The 19,342-nt window shown below is 43.6% G+C and carries 14 protein-coding genes, 1 pseudogene and 1 other annotated feature; of the genes and pseudogenes, 12 read left to right on the top strand and 3 right to left on the bottom strand.

What is annotated here, in order from left to right; genetic code table 11:
* Positions 1–136: 136 nt before the first annotated feature.
* From AC1TO6_RS13405 to AC1TO6_RS13355, 11 genes and pseudogenes are all read left to right on the top strand, one after another.
* Positions 137–448, top strand: a pseudogene (locus AC1TO6_RS13405) (ATP-binding cassette domain-containing protein); the annotation flags it as partial.
* 1,207 nt (positions 449–1,655) lie between these two features.
* A complete protein-coding gene (ilvD, locus tag AC1TO6_RS13400) occupies positions 1,656–3,323 on the top strand; it encodes a dihydroxy-acid dehydratase (protein WP_482102195.1) in 1,668 nt (555 codons plus the stop codon).
* 4 nt (positions 3,324–3,327) lie between these two features.
* Positions 3,328–3,570 (top strand) — a binding site (T-box leader).
* Between the two features lie 135 nt (positions 3,571–3,705).
* The gene (gene ilvB, locus AC1TO6_RS13395) at positions 3,706–5,472 is read left to right on the top strand and encodes an acetolactate synthase large subunit (protein WP_482102112.1); all 1,767 of its coding nucleotides are present in this window, start codon (positions 3,706–3,708) and stop codon (positions 5,470–5,472) included.
* Positions 5,469–5,984, top strand: a complete 516-nt coding sequence (gene ilvN / locus AC1TO6_RS13390) for an acetolactate synthase small subunit (RefSeq protein WP_482102111.1) — start codon at positions 5,469–5,471, stop codon at positions 5,982–5,984. Before ilvB ends, ilvN begins: the two co-directional genes overlap by 4 nt.
* A 78-nt stretch (positions 5,985–6,062) precedes the next feature.
* Entirely contained in the window at positions 6,063–7,097 is a 1,035-nt protein-coding gene (gene ilvC / locus AC1TO6_RS13385) for a ketol-acid reductoisomerase (protein WP_482102110.1), read from the top strand.
* On the top strand, positions 7,084–8,631 hold the full coding sequence (locus AC1TO6_RS13380; protein ID WP_482102109.1) for a 2-isopropylmalate synthase: 1,548 nt from the start codon (positions 7,084–7,086) through the stop codon (positions 8,629–8,631). Before ilvC ends, AC1TO6_RS13380 begins: the two co-directional genes overlap by 14 nt.
* 120 nt (positions 8,632–8,751) lie before the next feature.
* On the top strand, positions 8,752–9,852 hold the full coding sequence (leuB, locus tag AC1TO6_RS13375; protein ID WP_482102108.1) for a 3-isopropylmalate dehydrogenase: 1,101 nt from the start codon (positions 8,752–8,754) through the stop codon (positions 9,850–9,852).
* A gap of 189 nt (positions 9,853–10,041) precedes the next feature.
* On the top strand, positions 10,042–11,451 hold the full coding sequence (leuC, locus tag AC1TO6_RS13370; protein WP_482102107.1) for a 3-isopropylmalate dehydratase large subunit: 1,410 nt from the start codon (positions 10,042–10,044) through the stop codon (positions 11,449–11,451).
* 19 nt (positions 11,452–11,470) lie between these two features.
* Entirely contained in the window at positions 11,471–12,061 is a 591-nt protein-coding gene (leuD, locus tag AC1TO6_RS13365) for a 3-isopropylmalate dehydratase small subunit (protein ID WP_482102106.1), read from the top strand.
* A 24-nt stretch (positions 12,062–12,085) separates the two neighbouring features.
* Positions 12,086–13,078, top strand: coding sequence for a threonine ammonia-lyase (gene ilvA, locus AC1TO6_RS13360; protein ID WP_482102105.1), 993 nt, complete (start codon positions 12,086–12,088; stop codon positions 13,076–13,078).
* Between the two features lie 333 nt (positions 13,079–13,411).
* The gene (locus AC1TO6_RS13355) at positions 13,412–14,746 is read left to right on the top strand and encodes a sodium/glutamate symporter (protein WP_482102104.1); all 1,335 of its coding nucleotides are present in this window, start codon (positions 13,412–13,414) and stop codon (positions 14,744–14,746) included.
* A gap of 65 nt (positions 14,747–14,811) precedes the next feature.
* On the opposite strand, the gene AC1TO6_RS13350 is transcribed toward AC1TO6_RS13355, so the two are convergent.
* From AC1TO6_RS13350 to AC1TO6_RS13340, 3 genes are all read right to left on the bottom strand, one after another.
* Complete coding sequence (locus AC1TO6_RS13350) at positions 14,812–16,266, bottom strand: carbon starvation CstA family protein (protein ID WP_482102103.1); 1,455 nt, start codon at positions 16,264–16,266, stop codon at positions 14,812–14,814.
* Positions 16,267–16,795: 529 nt separating this feature from the next.
* Entirely contained in the window at positions 16,796–17,011 is a 216-nt protein-coding gene (locus AC1TO6_RS13345; protein ID WP_482102102.1) for a hypothetical protein, read from the bottom strand.
* A gap of 129 nt (positions 17,012–17,140) precedes the next feature.
* Positions 17,141–17,812 (bottom strand): LytR/AlgR family response regulator transcription factor, encoded by a 672-nt coding sequence (locus AC1TO6_RS13340; protein WP_482102101.1) that lies wholly within the window; start codon positions 17,810–17,812, stop codon positions 17,141–17,143.
* Positions 17,813–18,039: 227 nt separating this feature from the next.
* Between AC1TO6_RS13340 and aceA the strand changes: the two genes are divergently transcribed.
* Positions 18,040–19,323, top strand: a complete 1,284-nt coding sequence (gene aceA, locus AC1TO6_RS13335; protein WP_482102100.1) for an isocitrate lyase — start codon at positions 18,040–18,042, stop codon at positions 19,321–19,323.
* Positions 19,324–19,342: the final 19 nt, after the last annotated feature.

The following is a 19,342-nucleotide window of genomic DNA, read 5'->3' as shown; positions in this document are numbered from 1 at the left end:
TTAGAGTAGCAGTTACCGCATTGAACTTAAGCTTTTATCAATATAGTAAAGAACGCCATTTCACTAGTAGAAAAGGTTTTCTCATCTGTGGTGCATTTGTATGATTTTTACGTTTTGGAATAAGTTCCTTCTATATATGACTGTAGAAAAACTAACGAGTTATGGGTGGATTCCATATAAGAGTCTGTTCACTTCGGCGACAGACGAAGACCAACAGGCAATTGAGTGGACGCTCGCGTGTACCAATCTAACGGAAAAGCGAACAGTGCCGATTGACGAATTGTCTGGCGGCCAAATGCAACGCGTCTGGATTGCGATGGCCTTAGCGCAAAATACACCATTTCTATTGCTAGATGAACCAACTACTTATCTTGATATTTATTAGCAATATGAGTTATTGGAATTGATCAAGGGCTTGAATCGTGAACACGACATGTCGATTGTCATTTTCTGCGCCTAGCCTCAAATGAAGTGGGTAAGAGGCTACCATGAAGTTGCTCCTTCGCTGGATGGTCTATGTAAGAGGGGGTATTTCGTTATCGGGGATTAAATCTGGAAATTAGAGTGCTATAAAATGAGAGTATATTGATCAACAAATATCCTAGTGCATGGAATGAATTAGAATTCCTGCTATTACCGCTTCGACGCTTTGTGGATGCCTCTCGCGATAAGCCAGAAAGAATACCACTTTCAGTCTTATCGCTTCGGCTACCACGTAGACGCGCCTTCGCTGGGTAGTCTCTATGTAGAAAAGCGTATTTCTTTATCGGGGATAAACCCGCAGTCTGTAGTGCGTCATTCTTCAATGAAATTAGTATCTCATAGTAATTACATTATAATCTCATTCCATACATCTCAATATCCCTCTCGATTATGGAAAACACCAGCGCAAGCGCGACAAGGGGTAGCCGAAGCCATGAGTCTGGATGCGAAGCGTTAATCCAGGCTCAGGGCCAGGGGCATCCCCAAAGCGCCAAGCGGTCTCCAATCCACACTCCGAATCACAACTCTTCCGATAATGTACACTCCAGCGAAGGCGCGACAAGGGGTAGCCGAAGCCGTGAGACTGGATGTGAAGCGTTAATCCAGGCTCATGGCGAGAGGCATCCCCAAAGCGCCAAGCGGTCTCCAATCCACACTCCGAATCACAACTCTTCCGATAATGTACACTCCGGCGAAGGCGCGACAAGGGGTAGCCGAAGCCGTGAGACTGGATGCGAAGCGTTAATCCAGGCTCATGGCGAGAGGCATCCCCAAAGCGCCAAGCGGTCTCCAATCCACACACTAAATCACAACTCTCTCAATAAATTACAATCCCATTCATTTGAGTTTTTATACTTCTAGAAAAGCACCCATCGCGGAAGAAATCATTGAAAACTGAATTCGTGAAAAATAAAATAAAATTTTTAAAAATGTGCTATATGCGATATATCGCGCTATGGCAGGCGTGAAAGCGGATACATTAAAATTCATTATTTGTAATTAGCTAATAATTTTAAAAACACTGTTGACTCCAGTGGATATCCATTATATGATGACATCAATCCAATTCAGTTCGTGATTCATTTCACAAACTACATAACCTAGACAGCAAGAAAAACAGACGTACCACATGTAAGTGATTTGACAGGGAGTGAACACAAATGGAAAAACCAATGAGAAGTGACATGATTAAAAAAGGTGTAGATCGTGCACCACATAGAAGTCTACTCTATGCTACGGGCGTTAGAATGAAAGATATGCACAAACCTTTCATCGGTGTTTGTAACTCCTATATTGATATTATTCCAGGCCATATGCATTTGAACAAATTCGCAGAAGTCGTCAAAGAAGCAATTCGTGAAGCAGGAGGTATCCCGTTCGAGTTCAACACAATCGGTGTTGACGATGGGATTGCAATGGGACATATCGGAATGCGCTATTCATTGCCAAGCCGTGAACTCATCGCAGACTCAGCAGAAACGGTTATCAATGCTCACTGGTTCGACGGCGTGTTCTACATTCCAAACTGCGACAAAATTACGCCAGGCATGTTGATGGCAGCAGTTCGAACGAACGTCCCATCCGTATTCGTCTCAGGCGGACCGATGGAAGGCGGCGTATCATCAGATGGTAAGCCTCTCTCACTCGTATCCGTATTCGAAGGTGTTGGTGCTTACAAACAAGGTACGATGACAGCTGAAGAGCTGCTAGACATTGAACAGAGTGCATGTCCTACATGCGGATCTTGTTCAGGAATGTTCACAGCGAATTCCATGAACTCGTTAATGGAAATGCTGGGAGTGACAGTTCCGGGTAACGGAACGATCGTTGCCACTTCGGATGAACGACATAGACTCATTAAAGAAGCAGCGGAACATCTCGTTCGCATGGTGAAAGAAGACGTTAAACCGCGTGACATTATAACGAAAGAAACAATCGATGATGCATTTGCACTTGATATGGCAATGGGCGGTTCTACAAACACAGTCCTCCATACACTGGCAATCGCACACGAAGCTGAAATCGAATACGATGTTCGTGATATCAACAAAGTTGCCGAACGGATTCCGTATTTATCCAAAATTAGTCCATCTTCTGACTACACAATGCATGATGTTCATCTTGCAGGCGGTGTCAGTGCAATTATTAAAGAGCTCTGTGAAATCGAAGGAGCTGTCAGTCCAAACCGGATGACGATTACTGGTAAATCGCTTTATGAAAACGTAAAAGATTCACATATTCTCAACGATGAAGTCATTCGACGTCATGATAATGCATACAGTCCTGTAGGTGGTTTGTCCGTCCTATTCGGCAATATCGCACCAGACGGCGGTGTTATCAAAGTAGGAGCCGTTGATCCTTCTATTAAAGAGTTCCGAGGTAAAGCCATTGTGTTTGAATCTCAGGAAGATACACAAGAAGGCATCGACAACGGAACGGTAAAAGAAGGCGACGTTGTTGTCATCCGTTATGAAGGTCCAAAAGGCGGACCGGGAATGCCGGAAATGCTTGCACCAACTGCAGCGATTGCAGGACGTGGGCTAGCAACCAAAGTTGCACTCATTACAGACGGACGATTCTCAGGAGCGTCCCGTGGTATCTCGATAGGCCATATTTCACCGGAAGCGGCTGAAGGTGGACCAATCGCGTTAGTCGAAGATGGTGACATCATCAATATCGATTTAACAAACCGAACAATTGAACTCGAAGTCTCTGACGAAGAATTAGAAAAACGTAGAGCAAACTTAAAACCATTCGAACCTAAAATTAAAAAAGGCTATTTGGCCAGATATTCAGCGCTTGTCACATCTGCAAGTACAGGCGGCGTCATGAAAATCTAATAGATTAAAATCAATGATGGGGCAAAAGTAATTAGAACCTGTATTCCCAGAGAGTCGGTACCGCTGGAAGCCGACAATACACCTAATTGCGACATCACCCCGGAGTGGATTGCTGAAAGTTAAGTAGGCAATCCCGGGCGCAGAGAAATCGGTGCTCGTTATATAAAGAATAGACTTAGTCTATTCACGAGACAGCTAGATTGCTGTGAACAAGGGTGGTACCATGAAAAGTTTTTTCATCCCTATGTAAAGAAGAGTTTCTTTGCGTGGGATGAAAAGACTTTTTTTATTGAAAACAAAGAGCGGCCGTATAGATGCAAGCCCGAGCATTCGGCCATTCGTAGATTGGATAACAAAAGTAAAAGTAAGGAGGAGTTTACAGATGAATGCTGAAGTTCAAACGAAGCAAGCAATACAGGAAATGGAGCTAGAAACTGTATTTGAACCACAACCGATAGAAAAAGTGAAAGATGGGTCAGCTGTTCTTATTCAAGCCTTAATAGACCAAGGTGTCGAAGTGATTTTCGGCTACCCTGGAGGGGCAGTTCTCCCAATTTATGATGCATTGTATCAAAACCCCATTTCCCACGTGCTTGCACGTCACGAACAAGGCGCGATTCATGCGGCTGAAGGGTATGCACGTGTTTCAGGAAAACCCGGAGTTGTCATCGCCACATCCGGACCGGGAGCGACGAACTTGGTAACAGGAATTACGGATGCAATGATGGATTCATTGCCACTCGTCGTCTTTACGGGTCAAGTAGCAAATACAGTCATCGGGACGGACGCTTTTCAAGAAGCGGATATTATCGGAATCACACAGCCAATCACAAAGCATAATTATCAAGTGAATGATGTAGCCGACTTCCCAAGAATTATCAAAGAAGCTTTCCATATTGCATCAACAGGACGTCCGGGACCAGTACTTGTGGATGTTCCAAAGAATATTGCAACTGCACTCTTCATCCCAACCGATGACATGAATATTGAAGTGGATTTACCGGGTTACCAGCCGACAACGACTCCGAACTTTTTACAAATACAAAAGGCGGCAGAAGCTATCTCCAAGGCGAAAAAACCTCTTATCCTAGCGGGTGCGGGTATCCTACACGCTCAGGCGATGGACGAATTGGTGGAACTGGTGGAAAAACATCAAATTCCAGTTACAAATACACTTTTAGGTCTTGGCGGTATCCGAGGTGACCATGAACTATTCCTCGGAATGGCCGGTATGCATGGAACGGTTACATCCAATATGGCCATTAATCAGTGTGATGTACTGATCAATATCGGCGCACGTTTCGATGATCGACTAACAGGAAATCTTGAAACATTCGCTCCGAACGCAAGAATCATCCATATTGATATCGATCCTGCTGAAATCGGAAAGAATGTACCAACAGAAATCCCAATCGTAGCCGATGCAAAAGAAGCGTTGCAAGCATTATTGAAACAAGAGTTTGTTTCTCCAGATACAGAAAACTGGTTCAAGTATTTGAAAGATTCAGCAGAACAGTATCCGTTATGGTACGAAGAAGATGTTGAAGGCGCTATTCTTCCACAACAAGCACTTGAAATCATCCACAGAGTTACAAAAGGGGATGCAATCGTTACAACAGACGTCGGGCAGCATCAGATGTGGACGGCGCAATACTATTCACTGAACAATCCGGATCATTGGGTGACATCTGGTGGTCTCGGTACAATGGGCTTCGGCTTCCCAGCTGCAATTGGTGCACAAATCGCCAAACCGGATGCACGCGTACTTGCAATTGTAGGAGACGCTGGTTTCCAGATGACGGCTCAGGAGTTGTCTTTGTTACAAGAAATGCGGATACCGGTCAAAATCATCATACTCAACAATGGCTGTCTCGGAATGGTACGTCAATGGCAAGAAACGTTTTACGAAAGCCGCTATTCACAGTCATTGATGCCGGTTCAACCTAACTTTGTAAAATTAGCAGAAGCATACGACATTAAAGGCTATCGGATAGACACATTGGAAGAGGCAGAGGCGGTATTCCAAGAAGCACTGCTTTCTGATGAACCCGTCCTCATCGATTGCCGCGTGAAACAGCTGGAAAACGTCTATCCGATGGTTGCACCTGGTAAAGGATTACATGAGATGGTCGGGGTGAGAAAAAAATGAGAAGAGTTATTACTGTAACAGTTATCAACCAAAGTGGCGTGTTAAACCGTGTGACTGGCTTGCTGATGAAAAGGCAGTTCAATATTGAAAGCATGACAGTCGGTCACACCGAAATTCCTGGCAGATCAAAAATGACGTTCATCGTGAATGTGGAAGATGAACAGAAAATTGAACAGCTTGTCAAACAACTGCAAAAACAGATTGATGTCCTTAAAGTCAATGACATCACAGACAAAGCAATCGTTATGCGAGAGCTGGCGCTGGTGAAAGTCATTTCACCTCCACATGTCAGAAGTGAAATGAACAGCATCATTGAACCATTCCGGGCGACAGTCATTGACACTGGGAAAAATGTCGTAACGTATCAAGTGACTGGTAATCCGGAGAAAATTGAAGCATTTATCGACCTCCTTAAGCCCTATGGCATTAAGGAATTAACACGAACAGGTGCCACGGCATTTGTTCGTGAAACACAAAAAATCCAATCACCCCAGCTATCTATTTTAAAGTAAGAAAAGCGCAGGGCGGTTGGAGTGTAGGCAGCAATACAAACTAAAAACTATAAACCCACTATTAGGAGGAAAACAATTATGGCTAAAATGTATTATAACCAAGATATCAACGAAGGACTTTTGAAAGATAAGCTTATTGCAATCATCGGATACGGATCACAAGGTCACGCACATGCACAAAACTTGAATGACTCTGGATTCAATGTAGTTGTCGGCGTTCGCGAAGGAAAATCATTTGATCAAGCTAAACAAGACGGACTAAACGTGTTGACTGTTCGTGAAGCTGCTGAAAAAGCGGACGTTATCATGATCCTACTTCCGGATGAAAGACAGAAGCAAGTCTATGATGCAGAAATCGAGCCAGCACTTACAGCAGGGAAATCACTTGTTTTCGCACACGGATTCAACGTACATTTCGATCAAATCGTTCCACCAGCAGATGTTGACGTATTCCTAGTTGCACCAAAAGGACCTGGACATCTCGTTCGTAGAACATTCGAAGCAGGCGCAGGCGTTCCAGCATTGTTCGCAGTGTACCAAGACGTTTCTGGTCAAGCAAAAGACGTAGCTCTAGCTTATGCAAAAGCAATCGGTTCTGCACGCGGCGGAGTTCTTGAAACAACATTCAAAGAAGAAACTGAAACAGACCTATTCGGAGAACAAGCGGTACTTTGTGGTGGATTGACTTCACTTGTCAAAGCAGGATTTGAAACACTAGTAGAAGCGGGTTACCAACCAGAACTTGCTTACTTCGAAACATTGCATGAAACAAAATTAATTGTTGACCTTATGTATGAAGGCGGAATGGCTGGAATGCGCTACTCAATCTCAGATACAGCTGAGTGGGGAGATTTCGTTTCAGGACCACGTATTGTTGACGCAGATACAAAAGCACGCATGAAAGATGTACTGACTGACATTCAATCAGGTAAATTCGCGAGAGATTGGATTGCAGAAAACGAAAACGGTCGCCCGAACTTTAACAAGTTTGAGGAAACTGAAGCACAGCACGAAATTGAAGTAGTTGGTAAAAAACTTCGTGCGATGATGCCTTTCGTTAATGAAGGTGCGAAATCAAAAGAGGAAGAAGTGGTGGGTAGTGCGAAAAATTGACATATTCGACACAACTCTTCGGGACGGTGAACAATCTGCCGGTATTAATCTAAACACCGCAGAGAAGTTACAAATTGCACGACAGCTTGAAAAATTCGGGGCAACAATCATCGAAGCAGGGTTTCCTGCTTCATCCCCGGGTGATTTCGAAGCGGTACAACGTATTGCAAACATAGTGAAAAAATCAACGGTAACTGGTCTTGCCCGCGCAATGAAAAGCGATATTGAAACATGTTGGGACGCACTACGTGGTGCAGAAGAACCCAATCTTCATGTATTTTTAGCAACTTCACCTATCCATATGGAATATAAACTTCAGAAGACACCGGACCAGGTCGTCGATATTGCAGTAGAAGCTGTGAAATACGCACGCAAGTTTTTCCCTCGTGTTCAATGGTCTGCGGAAGATGCAACCCGCTCCGATCGCGATTTCCTAGTCCGCATCATCAATCAAGTAATTGCGGCGGGTGCAACAGTTATTAATATCCCAGATACAGTCGGCTATGCTACACCTCAAGAATACGGGGCGTTGTTCAAGTACTTGAAAGAAAACGTGACAGGTATCGATAAAGTGAAGCTTTCCGCACATTGTCACGATGACTTAGGATTCGCAGTTGCGAACTCAATCGCAGCGATTGAAAATGGTGCCGATCAAGTTGAAGGTACAATCAATGGAATCGGAGAGCGTGCAGGAAATGCAGCGCTTGAAGAAATTGCAGTCGCTCTACATATCCGCAAAGATTTTTATGGATTGGAAACAGGCATTAATTTACAAGAAATCAAACGCACGAGCCAGTTGGTTAGCCAGTTGACAGGCGTTGTCATTCAGCCAAACAAAGCGGTTGTCGGTAAGAACGCATTCGCGCATGAGTCAGGCATTCACCAGGATGGTTACTTGAAAAATCGTGAGACTTATGAAATTATTACGCCAGAATTAATTGGCGGTAAAACTGAACCACTTGCACTCGGTAAACACTCCGGCAGACATGCATTCAGCGACCGTGCCATTTCAATGGGCTTCGATCTAGACGCTGATAAGTTGAATGAAGCATTTGTAGAATTCAAGAAGCTTGCGGATCGTAAAAAGGAAATTACAGAAGATGATCTATTTGTATTGTTTACAGATCAGCAAATTCAAAATAATGATATACCAGTTTATAAACTGGTTGATGTTCAAGTGCAATATGCAACTGCGAATGTCCCAACAGCTACGGTTACAGCGGTAAACCCAAAAAGGGAAACAGTGACTGCAACGGCAACGGGTTCGGGATCAGTTGAAGCTATTTTCAATACGCTGGAAATGCTTGTTGATGGTAAAGTTCATATTCTTGATTATCGTGTTACCTCCATTGGAAAAGGACGCGATGCACTTGGTGAAGCAGTTGTTAATCTAAGTATCAATGGTGAAGTATCCATTGGGCGTGATGTTGCACAGGACGTGTTGGGCGCATCGGCAAAAGCCTACTTTAATGCGATCAACAGGCAATTGATTCAACAGGATTCAAAAACAAAAACAAAAGTTAATGTTAATTAACTAACTATATCGAAGACATAGATAAATTTAAAAACAGCGGAAGCACGTTGTTGTAAGTAAGAATTTTCAAATAGTGTAAGTTTCGTAAACAGATTGAAAACAATAAGGAGGAGAAGTTCTATGGAGAAGAAAATAACAGTATTACCAGGTGACGGAATTGGTCCAGAAGTGACAGAAGCGGCAGTGAAGGTACTTGAAGTAATTGCAAGACGTTTTAAACATACATTTAACGTAGAATACGGTGTAATCGGCGGCGCTGCAATCGATAAACATCAAAATCCACTTCCGGATGAAACAATAGCTCTTTGTGAAGCGAGTGACGCGATTCTTCTCGGTGCGGTAGGCGGTCCTAAATGGGACCAAAACCCTTCAGCATTGCGCCCTGAAAAAGGTTTGCTTGCCATTCGTAAACGTTTTGACTTGTTTGCTAATTTACGTCCAGTCAAAGCAATTCCATCCCTACTCCATGCTTCTCCTCTAAAAGAAGAAGTGGCAAAAGATGTTGATATGATGATTGTACGTGAACTGACTGGCGGTTTGTACTTCGGAGAACCAAGTCGTCGTACAGCAGAAGCAGCAGTGGATTCACTCGTTTACACACGCGAAGAAATTGAGCGCATTGTTGTCAAAGCATTTGAAGTCGCTCGCTTACGCAGAGGGAAAGTCGCTTCTGTTGATAAAGCGAATGTGCTTGAAACGAGTAAGTTATGGCGTGAAGTTGTTGAAGAGAAGAAAAAAGCATATCCCGATATCGAAGTGGAGCATATGTTAGTCGATTCAACAGCAATGAAACTAATTACAAATCCAGCAGCATTTGACGTTGTCGTAACTGAGAATATGTTTGGTGACATCCTAAGTGATGAAGCATCTGTCATTACGGGTTCACTTGGCGTTCTACCGTCAGCAAGTATCCGTTCGGATGGTTTCGGTCTTTACGAACCGGTTCATGGTTCTGCACCAGAAATTGCAGGACTTAACATGGCAAACCCTGCCGCGGCTATTCTATCTGCTGCAATGATGTTGAGGTATTCATTCAAGATGGAAACGGAAGCATCAGAAATTGAAAAAGCGGTTAACACGGTATTCGAAGATGGTTTCTTCACAGCTGATCTTGCGGCTTCGGGGCAACGCGTGTTATCTACAAAAGAATGGACAGAAAAAGTAATCGACGAACTGGATACTCAATTCGTCTCGAATAGCATTATGTTCTCATATGTTTAATTTCATCCAGCATGGGTTCAAACCCATGCTAGATGAAATTAAAGCCTCCGGCGGATGTCACAGATTTTGAAGGGAGTTAATTGAGCAAGCCCAATTCAAAATCTTGACGCAATCACTCCGAGGCGTGATTGATTTCAATTAAACTTAATTAGCCTAACGCATAATTAATAAGAGAGGAAGGGGTGTCATATGGTTAAGAATATCATCGAAAAAATCTGGAACCAGCATATCGTCTATGAAGAAAAGGGGAAACCAGATTTACTCTATATCGATCTTCATTTATTACATGAAGTGACTTCTCCGCAGGCGTTTGAAGGACTTAGACTTGCCAATCGGACTGTGCGCAGACCTGATCTTTGCTTTGCGACGATGGATCATAACGTACCAACACGTAACCGCGATGCGATCAAAGATCCGATTGCGCGGAAACAAATCAACACATTGCAAACGAATTGCGACGAATTCGGAATCCCGCTTGCAAATATGGATCACCCCGACCAAGGCATTGTCCATATTATCGGGCCAGAACTGGGACTTACACAACCTGGAAAAACAATCGTCTGTGGCGATAGCCATACATCTACACATGGCGCATTTGGTGCAATTGCTTTTGGAATCGGCACGAGTGAGGTAGAGCACGTACTTTCAACACAAACATTGTGGCAAGCAAAACCGAAAACAATGGAGATCCGCATTAACGGAAAACTTGGTTTCGGTGTTACTGCAAAAGATGTTATTTTAGCGATTATCGCCAAATTCGGTATCGATATGGGAACTGGACATATTGTTGAGTTTACGGGAGAAGCCATTCGGAATTTGACGATGGAAGAACGTATGACGGTTTGTAATATGTCGATTGAAGCAGGTGCGAAAGCCGGTTTGATCAGCCCTGATGAAACGACAATCGCCTACTTGAAAGACCGTAGATATGTTCCTGAAGGCCAAGATTTTGAAGAAGCGGCGGCGCATTGGCTGTCCCTTGCAACAGATGAAGGTGCATCCTACGATACGATTCTTGAGATAAATGCGGATGAAATTGAACCGTTTGTCACATGGGGAACAAATCCTTCAATGGGATCGGGTATCTCAGCACGCGTACCTTATGCAAAAGACTATGCAGTGGAGTCAGACAAAGAGGCTTTGAAACAAGCACTGGCGTATATGGGCCTTAAAGAAGGAATGCCACTGAAATCCATTGACATCCAACACGTTTTCATCGGTTCTTGTACAAACGCGAGATTGAGTGATTTACGCGCAGCTGCAAAAGTGATTGAAGGGAAGAAAGTACATCCTTCTGTCACGGCAATCGTTGTACCCGGATCACGCACCGTTAAAAAGCAGGCAGAGGATGAAGGGTTGGATTCAGTATTTCTTGAAGCTGGTTTTGAATGGCGGGAATCAGGTTGCAGTATGTGCCTTGCGATGAACGATGATGTTGTTCCAGCAGGTGAAAGATGTGCTTCAACATCAAACCGTAACTTTGAAGGTCGTCAAGGAGCAGGGGCACGTACACACCTTGTGAGTCCGGCTATGGCAGCAGCTTCTGCGATTGCAGGTCACTTCGTAGACGTACGCGAATTAGAAGTTGTTCATTCATAATTGAGGAGAGGATGATTAGATGGAACCGATTAATGAAGTCGTTAGCGTCATTACACCGCTAGATCGTAAAAACGTCGATACAGACCAGATTATATCTAAAGAGTTCTTGAAACGAATCGAGCGTACTGGATTCGGAAAGTATTTATTTTACCACTGGCGTCATCATGCAGATGGAACCGAAGTGAAAGATTTTGTCTTGAATGATGAGCGGTTCAAAGGATCTAAAATCCTCGTCGCTCAGGAAAACTTCGGTTGCGGCTCTTCGAGGGAACATGCGCCTTGGTCAATTTTAGACTATGGATTCAACGTTGTCATCGCACCAAGTTTTGCAGATATCTTCTATAATAATTGCATGAAAAACGGTTTATTACCCATTAAGCTAAAAATGGATGAAGTTGAAGAGTTGCTTGCAAATGGCCAACAGCAACCCTATTCAGTTGAAGTCAATTTAGTTGAACAGACGGTAACTGGGCAAGGCGGAAAGACTTATTCGTTCACAATTGATCCGTATTATAAAGAAATGTTGTTAAATGGCTGGGATGAAATTTCTTTAACTTTTAAATATGAAGAACAAATCGCCAAATATGAAGCACTACATCAACTTACGTAAATGCGAAAGTCTAGAGGATGTGGAGTGAATCTGAATTTGTATGACACAGCAAGTTTATTTGAAGCATTTGAACGCATATCACAAGTTGTGCACAGAACACCTATTAAACAATCGAAGACGTTAAATGAATGGACACAATCAAATGTCTATTTAAAGCTTGAAAACTTGCAGAAGACAGGGTCATTTAAAATACGTGGCGCATATAATAAAATTTCGACACTGTCCGCGGAAGAATGTGCAAAAGGACTAATTGCCGCTTCTGCGGGAAATCATGCACAAGGAGTTGCGCTGGCAGGACGAAAAGCAGGCGCACGCGTTACGATTTTCATGCCTGAAACAACGCCAATCGCAAAAGTGGATGCTACTCGCAAATACGGTGCGACCGTTAAACTTATCGGGAAAAGTTATGATGAAGCTTATAAAGCTGCACGAACAGAACAGCTTGCAACAGGCGCGACATTTGTTCATCCGTTTGATGATCAAACCGTTATCGAAGGGCAGGCTACAGTTGCAATGGAAATGCTGCAACAACAACCTGACTTGGATACGATTGTTGTGCCAGCAGGCGGCGGCGGGCTTCTTGCAGGGACTGCACTTGCTGTGAAGGCGATACGGCCAAGTGTAAAAGTAATTGGTGTTCAGGCTGCCAACGCATCTGCGATATTCACAGCATTCCATGGACGAAAAAACAGCTCGACGCATTTTTTACCGACAATCGCAGAAGGAATTTGCGTTCGTGAACCAGGTGTAGTGACAATGGATATCATTCATAATTATGTCGACGATATGGTCACGGTAACGGAACAGGAAATTTCATCAGCGATTCTTTTCATGCTCGAACGTGAGAAGCTCCTTGTTGAAGGAGCCGCAGGGGCTGCAATTGCCAGTGTGTTGAACAAGAAGTTACCTGTTTCAATTAATCGGGTCGGTATAATCGTCTCGGGTGGGAATTTCGATGTTAGTAAGTTGGGTGACTGTATTGCAAATACGACTGATATGGTGACTAACTTTTACTGAGAATCCTTTGGTGTCTTTCGACGCTGAAGGATTTTTTAATGCGTGAAAATAGTGGAATCTTGTCCTATGGATAAATTAAAACATATTGATTCCATGGGCTAGACCCCAAGTACCCACGTTCTATTTTCATAATGTTTTTCAACTACTTTGTTTGCTTGGAATTGAGTGTGTAATGGGAGTAGTCCGTTAAGTTTACTCGGACTAAAATAGATGTTATCTTGATTAAAGTCAATAAAAATGCGTGCTTTTTAAATCTTCATGTAACCGTTTACATAGATGCAAAGAAAGGGGCACAATGCAGAGGAAATAATGTGAAAAAAAGGAGAATTCAATATGGACTTTTCACCATGGGTATTATTTACGGATATTGGTTTGATAGCACTGCTTTTGCTTGCAGGAACGATTATACGTGCAAAGGTAGGTTTCGTTCAGCGAATGTTTTTGCCCGCCAGTATCATAGCAGGGCTTCTAGCATTAATACTCGGACCAAACGGATTCGGTCTTTTACCGTTTTCAGATCAAATGGGTACTTATCCGGCAATTTTGATAGCAGTTATTTTTGGTACACTGCCACTACTGTCACCTAGGATTGACTGGAATGCTATCAAGACAAGAGTTGGTAGCATGTGGTCGTACTCTCAGTTGGCGATGGTGTTAATGTGGGGCGGAGGTTTGCTGTTCGCTCTTATTCTGATCAATCCGATATGGGATGTGCATGACGGTTTCGGTTTGTTACTTGCGTCAGGATTTGTAGGCGGACACGGAACTGCAGCGGCGATTGGTGCAACGTTTGCGCAAAATGGTTGGGAAGAAGCAACTTCTTTGGCAATGACATCCGCTACAGTAGGGATTTTGAGTTCGATCTTAATTGGGATTCTCTTCGTTAAATGGGGTTCATCTAAGGGACATACATCTTTCCTGTCTTCATTCGATGATTTGCCGAATGAACTTAGAACGGGTTTGATCCCACCTGGTTCAAGAACGAAGTCTGAAACGGATACGGTATCTTCCATTTCAATAGACCCTTACGTTTTCCACTTATCTATCATTGTAATCATTGCAATGGGCGGTTATTATTTAAGCCAATTAGGCTCTATGTTATTGCCAAGTGTTGTTATACCAGCATTTTCACTAGCATTTCTGGTAGGGCTCTTAGTGAAGAAAATATTGAATTCAACGAATACGGATCAGTATGTGAGTAAGGATGTCGTTTCGCGTATCAGCGGAAGTGCGACAGATATTCTCGTTGCATTCGGAATCGGGTCAATCAGCATATCAGTCGTAGTCGATTATGCTGTTCCACTACTCTTATTGTTCTTGTTCGGTCTGGTTTATGCATATGTGTTTTTCGTAATTCTTTCCAAGAAATTCTTTGCTGAATACTGGTTTGAAAAAGGGATCTTCACATGGGGCTGGACAACTGGTACGGTTGCTATGGGGATGGCGCTTCTCAGAATCGTCGATCCAAAATCGGAAAGTAAGACACTGGATGATTACAGTTTGGCGTACATTCCAATTGCGCCCGTTGAAATTATGCTAATCACGTTCGCTCCGATGCTTGTGTTTAATAATCAAGCGTGGGTCTTTGTCGGTATCACATTCGCCTTCTCATTCGTTATTTATTTGATGGCGATTAAATATAAATGGTTGAATAAAAAAGCAAAATGAAACAGGACTCCAGTCGTCGAAGTGACGATCAAGGAGTCCTGTTTTTTCTATCGGTAGAGTGTCAGTCACTTTTTACCGAGTCCATCTTCAAAAACGATTGGTTTCAGCCCAGATTCAGCAGCCGCAAGCTTTCTTCTGAGACCGATAAAGAATGCGATTATAATAATCACGGTAATGATACCGGCGATTATATAGGCAAGATCCATTGGTAGACGGAAACCAATTTGAGCGTTCAATATATAGGTGAAAGTTGTCATAGTTATGAATGTCGCAGGGATCACAGCAATCCAGTAATTTTTCTTCTGCAGAGCGAGATACATTGCACCAATCCACAGTGCAATCATTGCCGTGGTTTGATTGGCCCAGGCGAAGTAACGCCATAGTATATTGAAGTCCATTTGAGTCAGAACGACGGAGATGGCAAACATAGGCAGTGCAATCCATAAGCGACTACTGAACTTTCTTTGTGCAACGCCAATGTAGTCTGCGACAATCATGCGCGCACTGCGGAATGCGGTATCACCAGAAGTGATAGGTAAGACGATTACGCCAAGAACTGCAATTGTTCCTAAGACTGCGCCAAGTGTTGTCATTGATACTTCTTTGACGATACCAGCAGGTCCGACAGTATCTAGCAAAGCACTTAAATCGGTTCCGTGAAAAATGGACATCGCTGCCGCTGCCCAAATCATCGCGATGATTGCTTCTGCAATCATCATTCCGTAGAAAATATAACGTCCTTGTGATTCATTTTGAGTTGTACGAGAAATGATGGGTGACTGCGTAGCGTGAAAGCCTGATAAGGCACCACATGCAATGGTAATGAAGAGAATCGGGAAAATCGGTAGTTTATCAGGATGTAAATTTGCAAGTGTAAGTTCAGGGATAGGGTGACCTTGAATAATAATGGCGCCCCCGATGCAGACCGTGCTGATTAATAGAATCAATCCTAAAAACGGATAGAGCCTACCAATGATTTTATCAATAGGAAGTAGTGTAGCTAACAAATAATAAGCAAAAATGATGACGATCCAGATTCCAAATGACATCCAGCCTTGTGTTAAATCTCCTAGTAACGCGGCTGGTGCTGTTACAAATACCGTTCCGACCAGAATTAATAATAGTAAGGCAAACGCATTGACGACATGTTTGAATACTTTCCCAAGAAATTGACCGGCAAGTTCAGGCAAGTGGGCACCACGATTACGTAGTGAAATCATTCCAGTTAAGTAGTCATGGACAGCGCCTGCGAAAATGGCTCCGAAAACAATCCATAAGAAAGCAACCGGCCCGTAAAGTGCACCCATAATTGGCCCGAAAATAGGACCTACACCCGCTATGTTCAATAGTTGAATCAGCGCGTTTTTCTGTTTGCTCATTGGTACATAATCTTGCCCATCCGCCAGCGTATACGCTGGCGTTTTACGACGTTCCTGCATGCCGAATACTTTCTCCACGTACTTGCCATACGTGAAATAAGCGGCAATCAACAGTGCAATCGACACAAGAAATGTAATCAATTCTACTCCTCCTTTTTTGTTGGTCGTGTTGTTGCAGTGACAGATTGTAGTTGAACTTAGGTTCGATGGCGGTGACTGTCACCCAATAAATTGTCCGAGCTATTTATTGAATTACCGAATCCGCGAATATCAATTCTGATGCAGTGATAGTTCATCTTTGGGAGATGATTGTACTGGTATTCGAACAATTTATGATTTGCAAGTGAGCTGTGGACAAACCGAATCGTTCTAATCGATGTCGGATAAAAATATTCAACATGAATGCTCACATTATTCTCTACTTTCAAGTAAGAACCCCTCATACCTCCAGGACTTTATTCGATTCGGTTCATTACTATATGAATACGCAGGGGCTGTTATTCAATGGGACATATTTCATTGAATAACTATTTGGTTGCTTCGAAAAGGTTGTGTAATCGATTATAAAAAGATGGGAGTGGGGGATAATAGGTTGCTTTTCGGGATGGTGCGAAAAATCCCAGTATTTCAATAGCGAGTGTGTTACGTTTCAGCAAAATTAGTGACATGTTTATCCATATAACATTTCCGGCCGTCCAATGCCTGCAGGTGAGCGCCCAACGCCCGTAGAACCGCCCGAATCTCGCCGGAAATCTCCCGAAATCCCTGGCGTACTGCCCGAAAACCCTGTCGTACCGCTCGAATATCGCCTGCGACCGCCCGAAAACCCTGTCGTACCGCTCGAATGTCGCCTGCGACCGCCCGAAAACCCTAGCGTACCGCTCAAATCTGTCCGTCAACCGCCCGAACCTGTTGTCGTACCGCTCAAATCTCGCCGTCGACCGCCCGAAATCGCCGTCGTACCGCCCAAAGCTCGCATACAAACGTCCAAACCCCTCAACCACCCACCAACAACCTAAAACCCAAGTGCCTTCCTCACCTCCGTCATATACGTTTGGCTGACGGGTAACTCTGTACCATCCCTCAACGTTAATAATAGATTCGAAGTGATGTCCTTGGAAATACGTAAGATGGCTGGAATGTTCACAATGTAAGATCGATGGACTCGCATAAAGTTTTTAGGAAGCCTTAATTGTAAATCTTTCAATGTATGCCTGGTGCTGTACTGTTCGCCGTCCACGTAAAACCAAGTTTTCTTTTGTAAGCTTTCTATATAGGCAATCTCATTGATCGGAACAGGGCTCCAGTCTTCATCCTGTTTCCCTGTAAGGAAACGGAAGGGTTCATGGCGGTGTACATGATAATTCGGAGGCAAGATGACGATTAGCGCACCAGGTTCACCAAGCAGGTCAATGGGATAGCCGATTCCATAGTAGGGCACTCCGAATGACAAGTTATCCATGACTGTGTCCACTTTAATGCGGTCATGAATCACTTTATCTGCCAGGCTCCCAGGCATAACGGGCTGACCTTCTTTCAACTGGATATCGTGAACGCCTTCAACGTAATAAATGTAATGACCGCCAATGGCAATCGCGACGGCAGCGTCTTTTGGGACCCAGTCACCTAATATTGAAGCATACTGTTGTAATACATCTCTAGCAATCTCCACATTTTCCTTCACCACATCTGTTTCCCCCTTTATAATCTATTAATCTAAAACATTCAAAGGATTTCGTCGACTCTAAATCAAGTTCATCCCGAAAAAATATCATTTTGTCGGAAAGTACAGACAACTTCGGTGTTACTGTTATATATTACTGTATAACAACTGCGGCTGTTATGAAACAGTACAAAAGCATTAATTTCATAAATAGCTGACCGTTAAAAAAATTGGAAGGTGTGACGTTTGATATGACTAGACAAAAGCAGATTGAGCAATTGGAAAAAAGTTGGGCAGAGGATAGCAGGTGGAAAGGGATTGAACGTCCTTATACTGCAGAAGAAGTTGTGAAACTTCGTGGATCCATTTTGATTGAACAAACACTGGCAACTAAGGGTGCAACACGTTTATGGAATTCATTGCATGAAGAAGATTACGTCAACGCACTTGGTGCACTGACAGGTAACCAGGCGGTGCAACAAGTAAAGGCTGGACTTCAAGCAATCTATCTAAGCGGCTGGCAAGTGGCAGCGGATGCAAACCTTTCAGGCCAAATGTATCCTGACCAAAGTTTATATCCCGCAAACAGTGTTCCTTCTGTTGTCAAACGTATCAACCAAGCACTTCAACGGGCTGACCAAATCGACCATTCAGAAGGGCGAGACGATGGATTTGACTGGTTCGCACCAATTATAGCGGACGCTGAAGCAGGATTCGGTGGACCTCTTAATGTATTCGAATTAATGAAAGGTATGATTGAAGCCGGGGCAGCAGGCGTTCACTTAGAAGACCAACTTGCATCTGAAAAGAAATGTGGACACCTAGGTGGAAAAGTATTGCTGCCTACACAAAATGCGATTCGTAACTTAGTCGCTGCAAGACTTGCGGCTGACGTTCTCGGCGTACCAACTGTTCTTATCTCACGTACAGATGCAGATGCAGCAGATATGGTCACAAGCGATATAGATCCAGTAGATGCTAAATTCCTAACTGGCGAACGGACACCTGAAGGATTCTACCGGACAAAACCTGGTATCGACCAAGCGATTGCACGTGGATTGGCTTACGCGCCATATGCCGACCTTGTCTGGTGTGAAACGTCCCATCCGTCCCTTGAAGAAGCGCAACAGTTTGCAGATGCAATCCATGCGAAATTCCCTGGGAAAATGCTTGCTTATAACTGTTCACCTTCATTCAACTGGGAAGCGAATTTGGACGAAGCAACGATTGCTAAATACCAAGTGGAACTCGGGAAGATGGGCTACAAATTCCAATTTGTCACACTTGCAGGTTTCCATTCATTGAATCACAGCATGTTCAACCTTGCACATGACTACAAAGACAATGGCATGGCGGCATACTCGAAACTGCAACAAGCTGAATTTGCGAATGAAGAGAAAGGCTACACAGCGACAAGGCACCAACGTGAAGTTGGAACGGGCTACTTCGACGACGTGTCACAGATCATTTCAGGCGGCACATCTTCTACGACAGCTATGAAAGGTTCTACGGAGACCGCACAATTTGTTAACTAATGAACAATCGGAAATCGGA

This window comes from Sporosarcina sp. Y352 (assembly GCF_056786535.1).
The sequence above is the reverse complement of the archived record's forward strand: the minus strand, read 5'-3'. Positions and strand labels throughout refer to the sequence as shown.

Excerpts from the sequence above, each read along its gene's own strand:
- ilvD (WP_482102195.1), top strand. The coding sequence starts at position 1,656 with ATGAGAAGTGACATGATTAAAAAAGGTGTAGATCGTGCACCACATAGA.
- ilvB (WP_482102112.1), top strand. The coding sequence starts at position 3,706 with ATGAATGCTGAAGTTCAAACGAAGCAAGCAATACAGGAAATGGAGCTA.
- leuC (WP_482102107.1), top strand. The coding sequence starts at position 10,042 with ATGGTTAAGAATATCATCGAAAAAATCTGGAACCAGCATATCGTCTAT.
- AC1TO6_RS13355 (WP_482102104.1), top strand. The coding sequence starts at position 13,412 with ATGGACTTTTCACCATGGGTATTATTTACGGATATTGGTTTGATAGCA.
- ilvC (WP_482102110.1), top strand. The coding sequence starts at position 6,063 with ATGGCTAAAATGTATTATAACCAAGATATCAACGAAGGACTTTTGAAA.
- ilvN (WP_482102111.1), top strand. The coding sequence starts at position 5,469 with ATGAGAAGAGTTATTACTGTAACAGTTATCAACCAAAGTGGCGTGTTA.
- leuD (WP_482102106.1), top strand. The coding sequence starts at position 11,471 with ATGGAACCGATTAATGAAGTCGTTAGCGTCATTACACCGCTAGATCGT.
- leuB (WP_482102108.1), top strand. The coding sequence starts at position 8,752 with ATGGAGAAGAAAATAACAGTATTACCAGGTGACGGAATTGGTCCAGAA.
- aceA (WP_482102100.1), top strand. The coding sequence starts at position 18,040 with ATGACTAGACAAAAGCAGATTGAGCAATTGGAAAAAAGTTGGGCAGAG.